This window comes from Anabaena sp. EIM26, from assembly GCF_057568715.1.
On sequence record NZ_CM172472.1, the window covers coordinates 127,501 to 146,425 of the forward strand.

An 18,925-nucleotide genomic window follows, 5' to 3' on the forward strand; every position below is an offset into this window, starting at 1 on the left:
TATAAGTCGCCGGCTCATTCTTCAACAGGCACGCGGTCATCCGTTTAATCGGACTCCCACTGCTTGTAAGCTAATGGTTTCATGTTCTATTTCACTCCCCTTCCGGGGTTCTTTTCACCTTTCCCTCGCGGTACTGGTTCACTATCGGTCACACAGTAGTATTTAGCCTTACGAGGTGGTCCTCGCTGATTCACATGGGATTCCTCGTGCCCCATGCTACTCGGGATTCAGCTACTATCCTTTGACTTTCGACTACAGGACTTTCACCCCCTCTGGTGCAGTATTTAGCTGCTTCGTCTAGCCTCCAGATTCGATCTCGCTGTCCCACTACCCCAAAAGGTAAACCCTTTGGTTTAGGCTCTTCCCCTTTCGCTCACCACTACTTAGGGAATCTCTCTTTGATTTCTCTTCCTCCAGCTACTAAGATGTTTCAATTCGCTGGGTTGGCTCTTTCCTGCCTATATATTCAGCAGGTAGTACATAGGGTTGCCCCATTCGGATATCTCCGGCTCATAGTTTGCTTCCAACTCCCCGGAGCATTTCGTCGGTAACCACGTCCTTCTTCGCCTCTGTGTGCCTAGGTATCCACCATTAGCCCTTATTAGCTTGACCACTTCATTACATTTACTTCGACTTGCAAACTTTCTGCTGTTCTGAATTCTTTCCTACTCTGTTTTGAGTTTTTCTCTCATTACTCTGTATTCAGCATTCAGCACTCAGTTTCGTCTGCCTGCTAATTCGCGTTACTATGCAGTTTTCAAGGTTCTGGCTGGTTTTAATCCAGCAGTCTGACTCTTCGTCAGTTGCTGACTCTTTTCCAATGTGGAGGTTAGCGGACTCGAACCGCTGACATCCTGCTTGCAAAGCAGGCGCTCTACCAACTGAGCTAAACCCCCAAAAACAATTCAAAATTCAAAATTCAAAATTCAAAAATAATTACTTTTGACTTTTGACTTCTAACTTTTGACTTGCTTCAGGTGGGCCATCCTGGACTCGAACCAGGGACCTCACCCTTATCAGGGGTGCGCTCTAACCACCTGAGCTAATAGCCCTTAATGAACCAAATCATAGTTTGAAAGCCATACTTCAAGAATCGTGACCGACCTAGGATAGACCAATTAAGAATCTAATTACTGATTGTGTTCGATTTCTCAATGGATTAGGTCTCCCTAAAAAGGAGGTGATCCAGCCACACCTTCCGGTACGGCTACCTTGTTACGACTTCACCCCAGTCACCAGTCCTACCTTAGGCATCCCCCTCCTTACGGTTGGGGTAATGACTTCGGGCGTGACCAACTTCCATGGTGTGACGGGCGGTGTGTACAAGGCCCGGGAACGAATTCACTGCAGTATGCTGACCTGCAATTACTAGCGATTCCTCCTTCACGCAGGCGAGTTGCAGCCTGCGATCTGAACTGAGCTACGGTTTATGAGATTAGCATCACATCGCTGTGTAGCTGCCCTTTGTCCGTAGCATTGTAGTACGTGTGTAGCCCAAGACGTAAGGGGCATGCTGACTTGACGTCATCCTCACCTTCCTCCGGTTTGTCACCGGCAGTCTCTCTAGAGTGCCCAACTTAATGCTGGCAACTAAAAACGAGGGTTGCGCTCGTTGCGGGACTTAACCCAACATCTCACGACACGAGCTGACGACAGCCATGCACCACCTGTGTTCGCGCTCCCGAAGGCACTCTCTCCTTTCAGAAAGATTCGCGACATGTCAAGTCTTGGTAAGGTTCTTCGCGTTGCATCGAATTAAACCACATACTCCACCGCTTGTGCGGGCCCCCGTCAATTCCTTTGAGTTTCACACTTGCGTGCGTACTCCCCAGGCGGGATACTTAACGCGTTAGCTACGGCACGGCTCGGGTCGATACAAGCCACGCCTAGTATCCATCGTTTACGGCTAGGACTACTGGGGTATCTAATCCCATTCGCTCCCCTAGCTTTCGTCCCTCAGTGTCAGTTACGGCCTAGCAGAGCGCTTTCGCCACCGGTGTTCTTCCTGATATCTACGCATTTCACCGCTACACCAGGAATTCCCTCTGCCCCGAACGTACTCTAGCCGTGTAGTTTCCACTGCTTTTATCATGTTGAGCATGACTCTTTAACAGCAGACTTACATGGCCACCTGCGGACGCTTTACGCCCAATCATTCCGGATAACGCTTGCATCCTCCGTATTACCGCGGCTGCTGGCACGGAGTTAGCCGATGCTTATTCCTCAGGTACCGTCATTTTTTTCTTCCCTGAGAAAAGAGGTTTACGACCCAAGAGCCTTCCTCCCTCACGCGGTATTGCTCCGTCAGGCTTTCGCCCATTGCGGAAAATTCCCCACTGCTGCCTCCCGTAGGAGTCTGGGCCGTGTCTCAGTCCCAGTGTGGCTGATCATCCTCTCAGACCAGCTACTGATCGTCGCCTTGGTAGGCTCTTACCCCACCAACTAGCTAATCAGACGCGAGCTCATCTCCAGGCAATTAATCTTTCACCTCTCGGCATATCCGGTATTAGCAGTCGTTTCCAACTGTTGTCCCCGACCTGAAGCCAGATTCTCACGCGTTACTCACCCGTCCGCCACTAAATCCCTAAGGATTCCGTTCGACTTGCATGTGTTAAGCATACCGCCAGCGTTCATCCTGAGCCAGGATCAAACTCTCCATTTTGGTTCGTTCTTCTTAAGCTCTTTTGACCGTTTTTACAACCACGGTCAGGTTATTTTCTTTACTGACACAATCTCTTGTTGTATACTGGCTTTCAAACTATAATATTTTCAAGGTTCGGTGTCCCTCCGAGTCCCGCTCTCTCGCGGCTCTCTCTTTGGCACTTATTCAATATATCGAACCTTCTTTCGTTTGTCAACTCCTTTGACAAAAAAATTTTGGGCTTTTTTTCTATTCAACTAAAATCCCTATGGAATATGGGTTATAGGCTATAGTCTTAATTTGAAGTCAAGCATAAATAATGAAGTTGTGAATAATGTGGGTGTTTTGCCGCCTTGGCTAGTGTTAGATCCGCTGTTACATGGTTGGTTATTAGAAGATATTGGTAGGGGCGATCGCACAACTGAGTCTCTTTTATCCCAAAATGCAACGTCAGGAGAAGCTCAGTGGATAACGAAAGCGCCGGGAATAATTGCTGGTTTACCAATTGCGGCCAGAGTGTTCCAGCTTTTGAATGATCAAGTTAGCTTTGTATGTCTTGTCCCTGAAGGGGCAAAGTGTAAACCAGGACAGATGATAGCCCAAATTAACGGTTCCCTGGATGCCTTACTTATGGGGGAAAGGGTGGCTCTGAATTTAGCGATGAGGTTGAGTGGAATTGCAACTCTTACTAATATATATGTGGAAAAAATCGCAGATTTACCAGTTCAGTTGGTGGATACGCGCAAAACAACTCCAGGCTTGAGACTCTTGGAAAAGTACGCAACTGCTGTGGGAGGTGGAATTAATCACCGGATGGGATTAGATGATGCCGTGATGATTAAGGATAATCACATTGCTGCGGTTGGAGGTATTGGGAAAGCAGTGACTCAGATTCGTTCGCGCATTCCTTATCCTCTGACAATTGAGGTCGAGACGGAAAATTTAGGGCAAGTACAGGAAGCTTTGCAGCACAAAGCCGACATAATTATGTTGGATAATATGCCTTTAGATATGATGTCTGAAGCGGTGCAGTTAATTCGCCGACAGGATAAACGCGTAAAAATTGAAGCTTCTGGGAATGTGACTTTGGAAACTATTCGCGCTGTCGCTGAGACTGGTGTTGATTATATTTCTAGTAGTGCGCCAATTACTCAGTCAAGGTGGTTGGATTTGAGTATGAGAATCAAGTGACAGTTAGGCAGCAAGGATAGACAAAATTCACATCAATTCAAATCCGACCATAGATGAGGAGTGATTATTGTTTGCCGTAATCACTCCTAAAGTTTAACTTTCTGAACTTTCCTGGGAAAATTGCTTATGGATAGTTCTGGTCTTTTCTCCATTAATGGAAGTGGCTGTTAACAGATAGTTAAGTAAGCGATCTGAGAAGGGAACACGAAACTGGAAAGTACCGTCAGATTGAGGTGTAATGATATGACCATCAATAGTTACTGTTGCACCTGGCTCCGTTGCTCCATGAATAACTAGCTCAGTATCTGCTACAAACCAGAAATCTGCGCTAGGGCGCTGAAAAATACGAACAGTTCCAGAACGAGCTAGACACAACCAGGTATTATTATTCGTGACATAACCAATTTCAGTTATGTAGTCCCGATTGCTGATGGGAATAGCTACATAACAATCATGGGTTGCTTCTTCGCATTCATACTGCTGCACCAGTTGGGGAATTTGATAACTTAGATCAATACCAGTAGTATCATAAAGCCGGACTGCCAAGAGAGTAGCTCCTTTTTTCCGCAGTGCTTCTTGTTGAGACTCAGAAACATACCAAGAAACATAAGCCCACTTGGGAGTACGGGGTGTGAAAACAATACTACTGTTTTCATTGATATCTGACAAACTAGCAGTTTCTAGGGTGTGAGTTTGCTCCTGTGAATCTTCTAACAAAGTAGCAGGTTCTAGGAAGTTATTTTGCTCTCGTAAATCTGATAAAGCATAGTCTTGAATACTATCAATACTAGCTAGATCTTCTATCTCTGCGCTTGTCTTCAAAGCGGACTGTTCAGTTGTGAGTTGGGGGAGATGAGATGGAATAGATAAACCTGAAGATACTTCTGCTGCTAAATTAGCCTTGAGTTCAGCCTCATCTGCTAAAGTATTGAATATATCACCTAACTCATCTGATAACTCAAATTCTGAATGTGTGGACTCCTCTGTTACTGGTTCTAAATCTAATTCTGTTGGTAGTAAACCTAGCAATTCTGACAGTGAGGTACTAAACTCTTTATTTGATTTACCGGCGGTGGTAGACAATGAATTTAAAAGTGAAGTGTTAGACTCAGTATTGGGTGAATTTACTAGGACATCAAGTAATTCTGACAGTGACGTGCTGGATTCAGCATCAGATGAATCTGCTAGTGAATCAATGACTTCTGAGAATAAAGTAGTGCCATTTTGATTGGAAGTTGATGCTGGTTCGTCAAGTAATTCTGACAGTGAGGTGCTGGACTCTTGATGAGATAGTAAGGCTGGTTCATTGAGTAATTCTGATAAAGAACCAGTGAATTCATCTGTTGGTAGTTCTATATCGAATGGTATTTCTGGAAAATTGGGGACTGAGGGATAAGGAGTATTAACAACTGCTACGGGCGCTTCTGTGTCCCAGACTACTTCGCCACAGTCAAGAGCAATTGTTTCAGCCAAGGTATCAAGGTTATTTGTATTACCTGCTGTAGTATTTGTTTCTTTTGCAGTTAGGGTTGCTAGACTACCTATAAAAGTTTCTGCGTCAGTGAAATTTTCTTTTGTATTTGTATTGGATATGGTTGTGGTGGTATTTTCGGCTAAGTGAGATTTGCCATTAGTGCTGGTGGCGTTATTGACAGGAGGAATAATGGTGTATTCTTCTGATGTGGTTGGTGGAATAGTTGTGCTGGAAATTGATGTTTCCAAGCTATCTTTCGATCGCTTTCTTCCTCGTAACCACCAGGCTAAAAAGCCTCCTAAACCAATAACTGGCAGCAACGATAGCAGCATCAAAAATATTACATTTCTGTCACCTACAGGATTATTTTCCACCGGAGTCACAAACTGCTGCTCGTTACCTGGATTAGCTGTAGCAGGTAGAGTAGTGGGTACAGGTGTAACCTCTGGTGTGACACTTGTAGCAGTTTCTGTGGTCAACATTTGTAATGCACTAGCTGCGATCGCAGATGCTTCTGCATCTCTAGCTGCATCTATTGTTTTTTGACCTACAGGTGCATTGGTAAAGCCGAGGAAGCTGGCTACCCCTGAACTGGGATTTTGCTTGTAAACATATACTAAAGGCTGGGAAAAGGGATATTTAGAACTATCTGGTGAGATTTCCTGTACTTTTAAAGTTCGCACATCTTGCAATTGTGAGACTTGATTGGCTATCACATAACTGATGCCATCTGTACCCAATTGTTTAATAATTTCGGCAGTTTTATCTTCACTTACTTGGATAGCGTTAGCACCCGTGGAAAATTCGCCGGATTTAAAAACTGGATAGTCGCGAAAGGAATTCCGAGTATCACTGGTTGAGGGATGATCAATAAACCGAATTTTGCCAGATTTCCCTCCTAATTCTGACCAGTCAGTAATTTCTCCCCGGAAAATTTTGGCGAATTGTTCACTAGTCAAACTTCCTTGAAAGGGATTGTTTGCTCCTACTATAATCGCAATTTTTTCTCGGCGTAAACGCACTTGCTCTAAACCTTGCAGTTTTTCTTCTGGGGTTAGTCCGCGTGCGATCGCAGCTATATCAATTTTACCGTCTAGTAAAGCTTTGAGTGCAGCGTCAGTACCATTGACTCCCACTTCTACCCGTGTACCAGAAAACTGTTTTTCAAAGTTATCTTTCAGGCTTTGGTTGATCATCGCCAAGTTTATGGAACCATCAATCCGCACTATGGTTCCATTCTCTACTGTTTGCGGTTGAGGGAAAGTGGTAACATCAGGTGCTGATTCTGCCAATACAGGTGCTGACACCAATAGATTTGCTGTCAGTGGGGTGGTAGCTAAAGCCAGCGATAACGCTAGACGAATGATTACACTATCTTTTGTTTCTTCTTGCCACATATGCCCCTTATCAAGGTAAAAGAAATAGTCAAGCAGGCTATTACTCAAGATGTTCTTTTTTATAGAGGAGACGGGCTAATTATACATCCTTGTTATCGCTATCCCCAGTAACTATAGCAGAGTGCTGATTCCTGTGAGCGGTAGCGGGGTGTTTAGCCAGTGCTGAGTATAAAGTTATTTTTTGTAAGGCTTTTGAGTAACCAACACTGTTTTAGCATTTAGTGACTACAGCTACAAGTTTACTTAAATAAATCTATACTGCTGTCTCTGTTATTCAAATGACAGCAATATTCCAAGTTGATGATTTTTCATCACCATCTCAAGTCTGCACTTAAGTTTTCAACAAGGATGAGGTTTAATTTTCAACTTTACCATGAGGACGCTGAATAATAGTTTCCACTACTCGTCGCTTCACCTTGGGATCAACTCCTACTAAGCGCACATATTCACCACTGTATTCAGTTAAACAAGATTCTAAAGTAGAAATAGCATCTGATTCGGCATCAATCTGAACATTACCGCAAGTTTGCCAAGAACCAGTGCGGAAGCGGCGTTCATCTACGTGTTCAATGCCAATTTTATAACCTTGGGCTAAAATTTGACGGACTTGTGCTTGTGTGTCTAAGGTTAAATGGGTGATTGATGTTGCTGCTTGGGGAATTGGTGGTTGAATAGTAGGTGTTTCTGTGAAATTTGACCCTGGTTGAGAAGCTTTACCTCGATTTAAACGATTATATTCATCAACCAAATGAGAAGTTTCGACTCGTTTTTGTTCACCGACCATCAATTTACCAGACTCGATTAAATGCGATAGGTTGAAATTAGGCTTTTTAAACTCAGGTGGCCCTTCCAAACTGTTAACCACCCGTTTGGATATTTGCTCAAAACCAACTTGATGAATAAAATTGCGAATTTGTTGATCATAAATGCGCGATCGCAAAGAACTAAAAAAATCAATGGCTTGATTTGCAAAAGTATCAACTAACTCTTCAATTTCCCGCTGCGAAAATCCATCTGGTGCAAAAATTCCCCCCACTATCCCCACTTTGTCATCACGGTTGGGTTCCCAGTAGAATTTCTCCATTCGTCCATCACGAATTAATGGAGCATAAAGGGTGCTAAAGTCATTACCTGTGACAATAATCGGTACACGATGCAAAGGAGTTGAATCATAACTTCCCGGTAACTGTACATCTGTGGGATTATCAGCGATATTCATTAATGTTGCATTTACTAACTGCGTATTAACAGTATATTGAGTACCTTCGTCAAAACGTCCAGCACCTGCATCTAGATCATTAATCATTAATACACACATTTTGCCGCGTACTTTGATTAATTCTGCTGTTTCTCGATAACGCAAACGAATTAATCGTGCTGGATCTCCTGCATCTGGACTTTCCAATTCTCCTCCAGATATCAGCGTCACTTCAATCCCCATTTTTTCAAAGGCTAACTCACACTGGAAAGTCTTTCCCTCTCCTTTGCGTCCGTGAATGCCTAAAATTAAGGGAACTCGCACACCAGGAAGATGCAAGAAATTTTTGGTAATGTGAACAGCAAGTTTATCAAGAAAGCTGGGAGCGATATAGTAACTCATAAAAATTATCACTAGCGATGGCTTATGAGAATCATCGTAAGTTTTTTTGGCACATATTGTTTATTTATCTTTAGCAGAATAGGGAACTTGTACAAATATAAGTTTTCCCGATTTGTATAATAAGTCCAATTCTCATGCTTTTAATTGGGTGGTGGAATAAAATACTGACATAGGCTGATGCTGCCAGAATTGGACAATAAATGCTGATATTATCTCAGAATAATCAATTTTAACTATATGTCTTTTTTCGTTACCAAAATGCTGTAATGTAATTAATAACACTTTTACAACAGGGAGAAATGGTTATTAATATGCAAATAAAGAAACTGGTAATTGTATCTTCCATCCTAATAACTAGTTTGACTTTACCTAATAGTGCGCTCGCACAAAATCGTGGTACTCCAGGTAAATTTGATTTTTATGTACTAACTTTATCTTGGTCTCCTGATTATTGCGCTAAAAATGGTAATCGTGATCCACAACAGTGCAAACCGGGGAAAAAGTATGGTTTTGTCTTGCATGGTCTTTGGCCACAGTACCAAAAAGGTTATCCTGCTAACTGTTCAACTGAAAAATTACCACCATTAGTTAAGCAAAAATTTAGAGGTTTGTTTCCTAATGAAAGACTTTTTGATCATGAATGGGAAAAACATGGAACTTGTTCAGGTCAAAAACCTTTAGAATATTTAAATCTATCTAAAAAGTTAAAATATTCTCTTGCCATTCCTACAGCTTATAATCGTCCTGAAAAACCTTTTCGTACTACAGTTCAAGATTTAAAAATTGCCTTTGTGAGTGCGAATAAGAATAAATTTACTGCTAATGGAGTAGCACCTTATTGTTCTGATTCAGGTAGGTTTTTGCAAGAAGTTTTCTTTTGCTATTCTAAAGATGGTAAACCTGGAATTTGTAGCGAAGAGATTTTGAGACGTTCTCGGACAAGTTGTGGACAAGCTAATTTTTTAGTGAGAAATGTGAGGTAAAATCGAGGGTGGGATTTCCCCACCCCTACAGGTTTTGTAATTTACTGAGTTTATCTAACTGATACAAGGGACTTGCAAATAAAAAATATAGCGGTTATCGGTTGAGTGAAATACAAGAACCCAACCCTCTCCCCACAAGCGATGAAGAGGCTATGATCTAACTCATTCAAATGCCTACCGCTATATCCCAAAAATAATGCAAAATAATCTTAATTATTACGAAATATTACAATTATGTCCTATATTGAGATTTGCACCTGTGTTTTGGGTGTTTATCTGCGTATAACTGTAAAATTATTTTCACCCATGAGTCAAATAATCTGGATAGCACGACACGCCAACCGACTTGATTTTGTCAACCCTGATTGGTTTCTCACAGCCGAAAAACGCTATGATCCACCTTTATCAGATGATGGCATGGTACAGGCAGAACAGTTAGCCAAAAGACTCAAAGGTGAAAAAATATCCCAGATATTTGCTTCGCCATTTCTGCGAACAGTGCAAACAGCTAATGCGATCGCAGAAAAGCTAGATTTACCGATTAAACTAGAAACAGGCTTAAGTGAGTGGCTGAATCCAGAATGGATGACTGAAGAACCAGAAAAACTCTCAACTCTGGCTTTAGCCGCATTATTCCCCAGAATTGACACCAGTTACACGTCGCGTATTGCGGCACAATATCCCGAAACCCATGAAAAAGTGCGGGAACGTTCTGGACAAACTGCAAGATGTTTAGCATCTGAGTTCTATCCAGATGATATCCTACTGGTAGCTCATGGTGCTTCGGTATTGGGTGCAGCTATGGGATTAGTAGGAGAAATTGCCAAAACAGAAGTAAAAGCGACTTTATGTTCTTTAGTTAAAGTGGTGCGTCAAGAATCAGATTGGTTGCTAGAACTAAAGGGAGATACTTCCCATTTAAGCAAAATAGAGGAAGTAGTCCGATTTGTTTAAATCTCTAAATTAGGGATTTTAAATTAATGGCGACTTGATACTAAGCAAAAATAACTAACAGACTGATATTTTTTATGACATTGCTACTAGCAGGAGACATCGGCGGGACAAAAACAATTTTGCGATTGGTGGAATCTTCAGACTCACCCGCGTTAAATACCCTATATGAGGAGAGTTACCGCAGTGGAGATTTTCCCGATTTAGTGCCGATGGTACAGCAATTTTTGGCAGCAGCTAAATCCTCAACACCAGAAAAAGCTTGTTTTGCGATCGCTGGCCCAGTGGTAAAAAATACTGCTAAACTGACTAATTTAGTCTGGTTTTTAGATACAGAACGTTTAGCCCAAGAATTAGGAATACTTTCCATTAGTCTCATCAATGACTTTGCGGCTGTGGGTTATGGCATTTTCGGTTTAACTAAACAAGATTTGCTGACTTTGCAAGCTGGTAAACACCAACCAGAAGCACCTATGGCAGTTATTGGTGCAGGAACTGGGTTAGGACAAGGATTTTTAATTAAACAGGGAAATCAGTATCAGGTTTTTCCCTCCGAAGGTGGACACGCAGATTTTGCACCCCGGAACGAGTTAGAATTTCAACTTTTAAAATATCTTTTGGATAAACATGATATTCAACGGGTTTCTGCCGAAAGAGTAGTTTCTGGGTTGGGGATTACTTCGATTTATCAATTTTTAAGAGATAGAAAAGTAGCCACCGAATCCCCAGAAATAGCGCAAGTAGTCAGAATGTGGGAACAAGAAGCGGGACAAACAGAAAAAAAGGCTGATCCTGGTGCGGCTATTGGTAGTGCAGCCTTAGCTAAAAGCGATCGCATTTCCGAACAAACCATGCAACTTTTTGTTGAAGCCTACGGTGCAGAAGCCGGAAATCTGGCGCTGAAACTATTACCCCACGGTGGATTATACATAGCTGGTGGTATTGCCCCTAAAATCCTGCCTTTAATGCAAGAAGGTAGCTTTATGTTAAATTTTACCCAAAAAGGGAGAATGCGTTCCATCCTCGAAGAAATCCCTGTTCACATAATTCTTAATCAACAAGTAGGATTAATTGGTGCTGCTTTGTGTGCCTCTAGGTTATAAATAGCAGCAACAGTGAAAACCGCATCTGCGAAGGCTACAAATATGACTATTAAATTTTTACTACCTTTCATTGCTGCCACTTTTGTATACAGTGGTTATGTTTCAGCCGAGGCGCGTCAACCTAAACCTGTGGCTTCTCCCAGTAAACCAACTGTTCCTGTAGTAGTGCAGCCAAAATGGAAGATATTCACTCCCCCAGACAAGAGTTTTCAGGTTTTAATGCCAGGAAGACCAAAACCAAAAACTCAAGTTCAAAAAACCTATATGGGAGAAATAAAATTACAAATATTTGCAACCCAACCACCGGAACAAGAAGTTGCATATTTAGTAACTTACAATGAATTTCCTTATAGCTATGCTAAGATGACAAGCCCACAAAAAATATTGAATCAAGCCCAATCTAATACCTTAAAAGCTACTCAAAGCAATTTAATTAGTGAGCGCAATATTCGCAGTTCTAATGGTCATCCAGGTAAAGAAATTCAGTATATAGATTCGGCTGGTAAGGTAACTACAAATAGAATGTATGTTGCTGAAGAAAGATTATACCAAGTAATGGCAATAGTTTCTAAAAAACAGCGTCCAACTTTAACTAAAACTATCACGGGATATTTAAATTCTTTTCAGTTGGTTGTGAGAAAGTAGGAATAAATTACCATCAAATTAAAAATTTGGATCTATACAAGCAAAGCCCGCGCAGGCGGGCTAATTGTTAAGATTTATAAAACCGCGAAGGCGCGTTCGCGGTAGCGTTGCGAAGCAAAGGACACGAAGGAAAGAGGGTTTTAGAGAAATTTTGCGTAAGTCTTGAGAGTCATATGGTCAGTAACTTGGGTAATTATAGAAGAAAAAATTAGAATCAGTACAGGGAAAATTGTTTTAAAGCTTCGTTAAAATATAATCACCTGCTGTCACAATGTAAATTTATGACTTACAGCCCTCCCAAACTCCTCACTTTTGAGCAATTTCTAGTTGAGTATGGGGACAACCCCCGTTACGAACTCATTGACGGAGAACTGCGTGACATGGAACCGGCGGGACCTCATGAAGAAGTTTCAGGAAATATTGTTGGTAGGATTTATGCTGAAATTCTTCGTTCTAATTTAAACTGGCTGATTCCAAAAACTTGTTTAATTAAACCACCTGCTGCGGAAGCAACAGCACTCCGTCCAGATGTTATTGTTTTAGATAAAAGAAAACTCAGCCAAGAACCACTTTGGCAAAAAGAACCTATTATTTGTAATGGTAATACTATTCATTTAGTTGCTGAAGTAGTGAGTACCAATTGGCAAGATGATTATGCCAGAAAAGTTGAAGAATATGCTTTTCTGGAAATACCAGAATATTGGATTGTAGATTTTCGCGGTTTGGGTGGCTTGCAATTTATCGGTAATCCCAAACAACCTACTTTCACTATCTGTCAACTAGTTAATGGCGTATATCAACAGCAACAATATCGCTTAGGAGATGCTATTTCTTCTTCTCTATTTCCCAACTTACAACTCAAATTAGATGATATTATGCCATAGTAATTCATAATTTGTAATTCGTAATACCTCTACGCATAAGCAATGCAAGTAATTTGTAATTCAAGATTACAAACCTGTGAACTCAAAAAATGCGTTTCCCCTGCGGCAAAAGTGAAAGATAATCTTCATTCTCTTTATTAAAATGCAGAAATCAAGCCTTGCTGAATCGAGAGATGGAATTTTTAAATTTCACCTCTCAAACTCTTCCTCTCTGTGCCTCTGCTAACGCCAGTTGCATCAACGGGGGGAACCCCCGCACAGCACTGGCTCCTCTGCGTGAGATAAAATCATATTTTCATTCAGAAACGCTAGAAATTATCTAGATGATGGAGTATTTACAACTTTTGGTTTTGCTCGTTCTTGCTGGTAAAAACGGACAACTTTCTGCACATAATCACCAGTAAAACCTTTATCACAACCTGTATAAAGTCCAGTCATCCACCAACAAGCTGCACCACGGACAGCAGCAGTTTCATTATTATTTGTAGCTTGAAACTGGTTAGTTAATTCACGTTTTGTAATGCAAGAAATAACGTGACGGGCTATTTTAGGATCGTTTTCAAACTGAGTCGGTGTTAATTCTTTTTTCAAACAAGTTTTTGACCAACCTTTGAGAGTTCCTGGTTTAACTTGCCATGCGCTGTAATATCCACTATTTGGCTTTTTTGTCTGGGGTGCAGCAAGTCGCAAAGCTTCTACCATTGCTGCAACTTGGCTATCAGAAACAGGTTGTTGTGCTTGAGCCAATAATGGTGAAAAACCTAAACTGATCATAACTCCGGCAAGTAGAAATCGCATTGGTTTTTTAATCATGATTTTCTCAGATTCTAATTATTTGGGAAATTCTAACAAATCTTCTATATCATCAGCTTGAGTTGGTAATGCGGCTGTTAAAACTTCGCTACCTGATTCTGTAACTAAGACATCATCCTCAATGCGGATTCCACGCACATCGGCAAATTGTTCTAGTCTTTCCCAATTGACTAAATATTGATATTGCGATCGCACTTTCGGATCATTTAAAATGGCTGGAACTTGGTAAAATCCCGGTTCAATGGTGACTAACATTCCCGGACGTAGGGGACGATTTAACCGTAAATAACTTAAACCAAAGCGGCTACTCCTTTTTCTGCCCTCATCATACCCTGCTATATCCCCCAAGTCTTCCATATCATGAACATCCAAACCCAATAAATGCCCAATCCCGTGGGGAAAAAACAACGCATGAAGATCCATTTTTACCAAATCTTCCGGTTTCCCTTGCAAAATCCCCAAATCTACCAAACCTTCTGCGATCGCAGTTGCAGCTAAAAGATGAATTTCTGCATATTCCACACCAGGGGCTATTTGCTCAATACAAGCATCATGAGCCGCTAAAACAATATCATAAATATCCCTTTGGGTAGATGAAAACTTCCCAGAAACAGGCCAGGTACGGGTAATATCAGCAGCCCAACCCGTCTCAGTTTCTGCACCGACATCAGCTAAAAGTAAATCCTCTGGTTGTAGCGAGTGATAATAATGCCCATTGTGTAAAACTTCGCCATGTACCGTCACAATACTAGTGTAAGCAGTAGTCATATTCTGACCCATAATTACCGCTTCCATTGCCGCACGTACTTCTGCTTCTAATTTCGCTTTCGGTGTTGCAGCCATTCCCGCTTTGTGTGCTTGGATACTCACAGCCGCAGCTTTGCGTAATTCAACTAATGCGGCTTCATCGTGAGTAAGACGCAGAGAAACAATAGCTTTAGCTAAATCTAAATCAATTCCCTCTGGTTGATTTTTTGGTAAAACCCATCTATCTAGTAATTGTGTTTGCTGTGTCCAAGTTGCAGCATCTTGTACTGACAAAGTAGCCACATTTTCTAAATAATCTTCTAATTCTGCCATTGGTCTGGCATCATCTGCACCTATTTGTGCGGCGATTTCTTCACGGGTAGGGGTTTCACCGTGCCAAAGGGCGCTACTGGGATGGGGGTCATCTATAAATAGTTGTAGATTGCCACCCTCTAGGCGAATGGCGGCGTTTTGGAGAGAAATTCCAGCAAAATAAAGGAAATGGCTATTGGCGCGGTGTGGGAAGGTGTTAGCGGGGAAATTGCGGGGACTGCAACCACCAGACCAAAGAATAGCAGGAAAATCAATCAGTTCAGCTAGTTTTTGACGACGGTGACGGAGGGTTTCAGGTAAGGTAGTGTTTTGGCTGTGCATAAATTCTGAGTTATAACTTAATTAACACAATATACATTTCTATATTTTTAAAACATCCTCTTAATACACCTCATGATTTGTGCCGATATCAATTAAAATGATTCATCTCCTCAAAGAGATTCTACATACTAAAAGTATATGAAAAAAATTATTACTCAAGTCGATGCTTTCACCAATGCACCATTTAAAGGCAATCCTGCGGCTGTTTGTATTTTAGCAACTCCCCAACCTGATGAATGGATGCAAAAAGTCGCTCAGGAGATGAATTTATCAGAAACAGCTTTTTTAGTGAGGCAAGATGATGGTTTTAATTTACGTTGGTTTACACCGACTACAGAAGTTCCCCTTTGTGGTCACGCAACTTTAGCCAGCGCCCATGTGCTATGGTCTGAGGGGCATTTATTACCTGATGAAATTGCACGTTTTTATACTAAAAGTGGCGTGCTAATTGCTAAGTTGCGAATACATTGGATTGAGTTAGATTTTCCTGTTAATCACTCCCAACCCATAGAAGCCCCAGTAGAACTGAGTCAAATTTTGGGAATACCTTATAAATCGGTTTATCAAAATTCTTTGGGTTATTTAGTAGAAGTAGAATCTGAGGAATTAGTGCGAGAAATGCAACCTAATTTCCAACTGATGAAAACCTTAGCTATTAATAATTGTATCGTTACTAGCATAGGCAAATCTGACTCTGAATATGATTTTGTCTCTCGCTTTTTTGCACCGGGTTTAGGAATTAATGAAGACCCTGTAACTGGTGCGGCTCATTGTTGTTTAGCACCATTTTGGCGTAACAAATTGGGTAAAGACAAGTTTTTAGCTTATCAAGCTTCTCATCGGGGTGGTGTGGTAAAAGTAAATTATCCCGGTGAAAACCGCGTTTTTCTGTCTGGACAAGCAGTAACAGTTTTGCGTGGTGAATTAATTACAGGTTAATTTTCCAGTAACCCGTCAGATGAAACCGAGTTTTGTTTCTTCCTTTGCGCTTTTGTGTCAGATTAAAAAATAATGCCCACTAAACAGACAAATAATAGAAATATCCTGCAAGCTGCTAATTGGCCTATTGAACAATTACCAGGATTAAACCAAGAGGAACAATGCCGACTCCAAAATTGTGGCATTACTACCACAGGAGAACTAATCAAACAAGGAAAAACCCCAGAAGCAAAACTATTATTGGCAAGTAAATTACAGGTAAATATTCAATCTGTCAATAAATGGTTAACTTTGGCTGATTTAGCTCGTATTCCCACTATTGGTACTCAATATTGCGGTTTATTACTCCATGCAGGTGTGATTTCTGTGGTGCAATTAGCAGAAATTCCTACGCATAGATTACATAAACAAGTTATGCGTTTGCAAGTAGCAACATTACAGCGTCGTGATTTGTGTCCACCAGTTGAGTTAGTACAACAATGGAGTCAACAAGCAAAAATTTTGGTGACGCTTAAGTTTTGAAAACCACAGCATTTTTTGAGATGATGGCACTTGTGAGAACTTTTAGACACTAGATTTAAGGAATTAGAAACTGTGAATGTGAATAAAAGCTAGAAAAAGCTGTATAGTTTTAAACTAAACCTCAAATATTCACAGTTATGGCTGATCCTGTAACCTTAACAGTAGCGACAATCGCTGGTTTTGCCTTCAGTAAATTCTTTGAGTCTAGTGTTGGTAAGTTGGGTGAGAAATTCACAGAGGCCGCACTGGCTAAAATGGATGAACTGCGTAAAAAGATTTGGGATAAGCTACGAGGTAATTCTAGAGCAGTTACCGCACTGGCCGCAATTGAACAAGGTTCTAAGCCAGATTTAGACCGATTGGTGGTGTATTTAGAGGATGAAATGAATGATGATCCTCAGTTTGCCCAAGAGGTGCAAAAATTAGCCGAAGAAATTCATGCTGGTAAGATTCAAGATAATAGCCAAATGGTGATGAATATTGATGGTCAAAATAATACAGGTTATCAAACTAAAAATGAAGTAACTGTTGAGGGTGGAGAAAGTTATACTGCTGCCAATATCACTATTAATAAAACAACTTGACTAAGTTCGTCCGAAGGGGAACGGACAAAGTTAAATCTCACCAGTTATATTATTGATCAACGCCGTCCTGATGCTACTTATTGGCATGGACGGGAAAATGAAATTGCCAAAATTCAAGATTGGTTGAATTTACCAAATATTAAATTAATTGGGGTAACTGCTGCTGGTGGTTTTGGTAAATCAACACTGGTGGGAAAGATATTTGATGATTTACAAAACTTTGATCACAAAATTTGGACAAGTTTTAGTCAAGCATATTCTTTTAGTATTTGGGGACGTTGGGTATTAGAACAGTTAAAACAACCTGCACCAGAAAAGGACGAAGAATTATTAATTGCCTTATGTAATTTTTTGCAAAGTGGGCGATATTTGTTGGTGTGGGATAATTTAGAAACCCTATTCCAAGATAATGGCCAATGGCAAGATCCAGCTTATGGTGAGTTTTTATTACGGTGGTTTGGGTCTAATAGTCGCAGTTTAATTTTAGTTACTAGTCGAGAAAAACCGACATTACCAAATAATACTCTTAGCTATTGTCAATGGTTGGGTTTAGATGGACTTTCGATATCAGCAGGGGTGGCTTTGCTGAAGGATTTACAAATTCAAGGTGAAGAATCAGATTTAGAAGATTTTGTCAAGCGGACTAATGGACATCCTTTATTAATTAAACTGGTGGCTGGTTTGTTGTTGGATGAACAGGAAGAATTAAAGGAGTTAAATCAAAACTTTTTTAAGATTTTGGGTTTACATCGAGATGACCCAGAAGCGAGTATTGGTAAAATTATTGATGCTAGTCTTAAACGTTTAAATCAAAAATTACAAACTCTATTGTTGAATGCGAGTATTTATCGTTTGTCCTTTGATGAAAATGCCGCAGCAGCCTTAATTGATGAGACGATTACAAATAAGGAGTTGCGACAATTAGCAAAATGTTCTTTGTTGCAAGAAAAGAAAAAAGCAGGTGTTTGGAAGTTTCAATTTCAGCCGTTGATTCAAGGTTATTTACAGCAAAGACCAGAAGACAGAACTAAAGCCCATGAATTAGCTATAGCTTACTACACACAACACCGTAAACCTAAACTTGCAACTGATGATAATTTGGCAACGGTGACGGAGTATTTAGAAATTTTCCATCATTATTGTGAGTTGGGAAAATATGCTAAGGCATTTTCTAGTGTTTATTATCCAGAAAATAATCATGATGATTGTGATGAATTTTTAAGAAAGCGCTATTACAATGCCGTTCGTTTGAGTCTATATGAAAGATTAATTACAGAATGGAAATCTCCGAAGGAGAATGAGAAAAGACTGTTCAGTGATGCACTTCAAGTTTATGGGGATGTGTTGCAATTTCTCGACCGGAGAGATGAAGCATTATCACAGTATGAACAAGCATTGTCATTCTACCGGGAAACTGGTTCTCGCTTGGGGGAAGCTAATGTTTTGCAGGAATTTGGTAAATTACAAGATGACCCAAAACAGGGTTTAGGATATATTCAACAAGCACAAAATCTTTATCAGCAAATTGGTAGTTTTTATAGTCAAAGCCGCAATTTAATTTATTTTCTGGCTGAGGTGCAGTTACAAATGGGAGATAAAACCGCAGCCATTAATTCTTTAACTGAAGGTGAGGAATTAGCCGCAAAGATTAATTATCAACCTTTCCAAAAAGACGCACAGGAGAAATTAGCAGAAATCGAATCCTCTTAATTAGGGTTTCAACGCTTATTCCTTGCACCTGATTCACCTTTTTAACCTTCAAACTGTTTTCGCTTTATTAAGCAAGCCCTAATTACA

The 18,925-nt window shown here is 40.7% G+C and carries 14 protein-coding genes, 2 tRNA genes and 2 rRNA genes (1 of these 18 cut by a window edge); 10 read left to right on the forward strand and 8 right to left on the reverse strand.

Annotation, left to right across the window (positions count from 1 at the left end):
- The 4 genes from AC012T_RS00545 to AC012T_RS00560 form a co-directional block, all read right to left on the reverse strand.
- Positions 1–612 (reverse strand): 23S ribosomal RNA (locus tag AC012T_RS00545); it reaches 2,213 nt to the left of the window's first position.
- Positions 613–823: 211 nt separating this feature from the next.
- Positions 824–896, reverse strand: a tRNA-Ala gene (locus AC012T_RS00550).
- Positions 897–978: 82 nt separating this feature from the next.
- A tRNA-Ile gene (locus AC012T_RS00555) sits at positions 979–1,052 on the reverse strand.
- Positions 1,053–1,173: 121 nt separating this feature from the next.
- Positions 1,174–2,662 (reverse strand): 16S ribosomal RNA (locus tag AC012T_RS00560).
- The 16S and 23S rRNA genes sit together here with 2 tRNA genes alongside, the layout of an rRNA operon.
- 306 nt (positions 2,663–2,968) lie before the next feature.
- Here AC012T_RS00560 and nadC point away from each other — a divergent pair.
- Positions 2,969–3,832, forward strand: coding sequence for a carboxylating nicotinate-nucleotide diphosphorylase (gene nadC, locus AC012T_RS00565; RefSeq protein ID WP_487066374.1), 864 nt, complete (start codon positions 2,969–2,971; stop codon positions 3,830–3,832).
- A 93-nt stretch (positions 3,833–3,925) separates the two neighbouring features.
- On the opposite strand, the gene AC012T_RS00570 is transcribed toward nadC, so the two are convergent.
- Together AC012T_RS00570 and AC012T_RS00575 are read right to left on the reverse strand one after the other, a co-directional pair.
- A complete protein-coding gene (locus AC012T_RS00570; RefSeq protein WP_487066376.1) occupies positions 3,926–6,703 on the reverse strand; it encodes a substrate-binding domain-containing protein in 2,778 nt (925 codons plus the stop codon).
- Between the two features lie 355 nt (positions 6,704–7,058).
- Positions 7,059–8,303, reverse strand: coding sequence for a RuBisCO small subunit-like domain-containing protein (locus tag AC012T_RS00575; protein ID WP_487062331.1), 1,245 nt, complete (start codon positions 8,301–8,303; stop codon positions 7,059–7,061).
- Between the two features lie 311 nt (positions 8,304–8,614).
- Here AC012T_RS00575 and AC012T_RS00580 point away from each other — a divergent pair, with 311 nt between their 5' ends.
- The 5 genes from AC012T_RS00580 to AC012T_RS00600 all read left to right on the forward strand — a co-directional run bounded on the left by AC012T_RS00580 (position 8,615) and on the right by AC012T_RS00600 (position 12,869).
- Entirely contained in the window at positions 8,615–9,286 is a 672-nt protein-coding gene (locus tag AC012T_RS00580) for a ribonuclease T2 family protein (protein WP_487062332.1), read from the forward strand.
- Between the two features lie 306 nt (positions 9,287–9,592).
- Positions 9,593–10,240, forward strand: coding sequence for a histidine phosphatase family protein (locus tag AC012T_RS00585; RefSeq protein WP_487062334.1), 648 nt, complete (start codon positions 9,593–9,595; stop codon positions 10,238–10,240).
- 74 nt (positions 10,241–10,314) lie between these two features.
- Positions 10,315–11,340 (forward strand): glucokinase, encoded by a 1,026-nt coding sequence (locus tag AC012T_RS00590; protein WP_487062336.1) that lies wholly within the window; start codon positions 10,315–10,317, stop codon positions 11,338–11,340.
- 42 nt (positions 11,341–11,382) lie between these two features.
- Positions 11,383–11,985 carry a hypothetical protein gene (locus AC012T_RS00595; RefSeq protein WP_487062338.1) on the forward strand — a complete coding sequence of 201 codons (603 nt, stop codon included), beginning with the start codon at positions 11,383–11,385 and terminating at the stop codon, positions 11,983–11,985.
- Between the two features lie 281 nt (positions 11,986–12,266).
- Positions 12,267–12,869, forward strand: coding sequence for a Uma2 family endonuclease (locus AC012T_RS00600; RefSeq protein WP_487062340.1), 603 nt, complete (start codon positions 12,267–12,269; stop codon positions 12,867–12,869).
- Between the two features lie 315 nt (positions 12,870–13,184).
- Here the strand turns inward: AC012T_RS00600 and AC012T_RS00605 are convergent, their stop codons facing one another.
- On the reverse strand, positions 13,185–13,682 hold the full coding sequence (locus AC012T_RS00605; protein WP_487062342.1) for a hypothetical protein: 498 nt from the start codon (positions 13,680–13,682) through the stop codon (positions 13,185–13,187).
- Between the two features lie 18 nt (positions 13,683–13,700).
- On the reverse strand, positions 13,701–15,083 hold the full coding sequence (locus AC012T_RS00610; RefSeq protein ID WP_487062344.1) for an aminopeptidase P family protein: 1,383 nt from the start codon (positions 15,081–15,083) through the stop codon (positions 13,701–13,703).
- Between the two features lie 138 nt (positions 15,084–15,221).
- On the opposite strand from AC012T_RS00610, the gene AC012T_RS00615 reads away from it, so the two are divergent.
- The 4 genes from AC012T_RS00615 to AC012T_RS00630 all read left to right on the forward strand — a co-directional run bounded on the left by AC012T_RS00615 (position 15,222) and on the right by AC012T_RS00630 (position 18,838).
- Positions 15,222–16,022, forward strand: a complete 801-nt coding sequence (locus AC012T_RS00615) for a PhzF family phenazine biosynthesis protein (protein WP_487062346.1) — start codon at positions 15,222–15,224, stop codon at positions 16,020–16,022.
- Between the two features lie 72 nt (positions 16,023–16,094).
- Positions 16,095–16,544: a DUF4332 domain-containing protein gene (locus AC012T_RS00620; protein WP_487062348.1), complete on the forward strand. Its 450-nt coding sequence runs from the start codon at positions 16,095–16,097 to the stop codon at positions 16,542–16,544.
- A gap of 137 nt (positions 16,545–16,681) precedes the next feature.
- Positions 16,682–17,128 carry a hypothetical protein gene (locus AC012T_RS00625; protein WP_487062350.1) on the forward strand — a complete coding sequence of 149 codons (447 nt, stop codon included), beginning with the start codon at positions 16,682–16,684 and terminating at the stop codon, positions 17,126–17,128.
- Between the two features lie 123 nt (positions 17,129–17,251).
- Positions 17,252–18,838: an NB-ARC domain-containing protein gene (locus tag AC012T_RS00630; protein ID WP_487062352.1), complete on the forward strand. Its 1,587-nt coding sequence runs from the start codon at positions 17,252–17,254 to the stop codon at positions 18,836–18,838.
- Positions 18,839–18,925 lie beyond the last annotated feature (87 nt).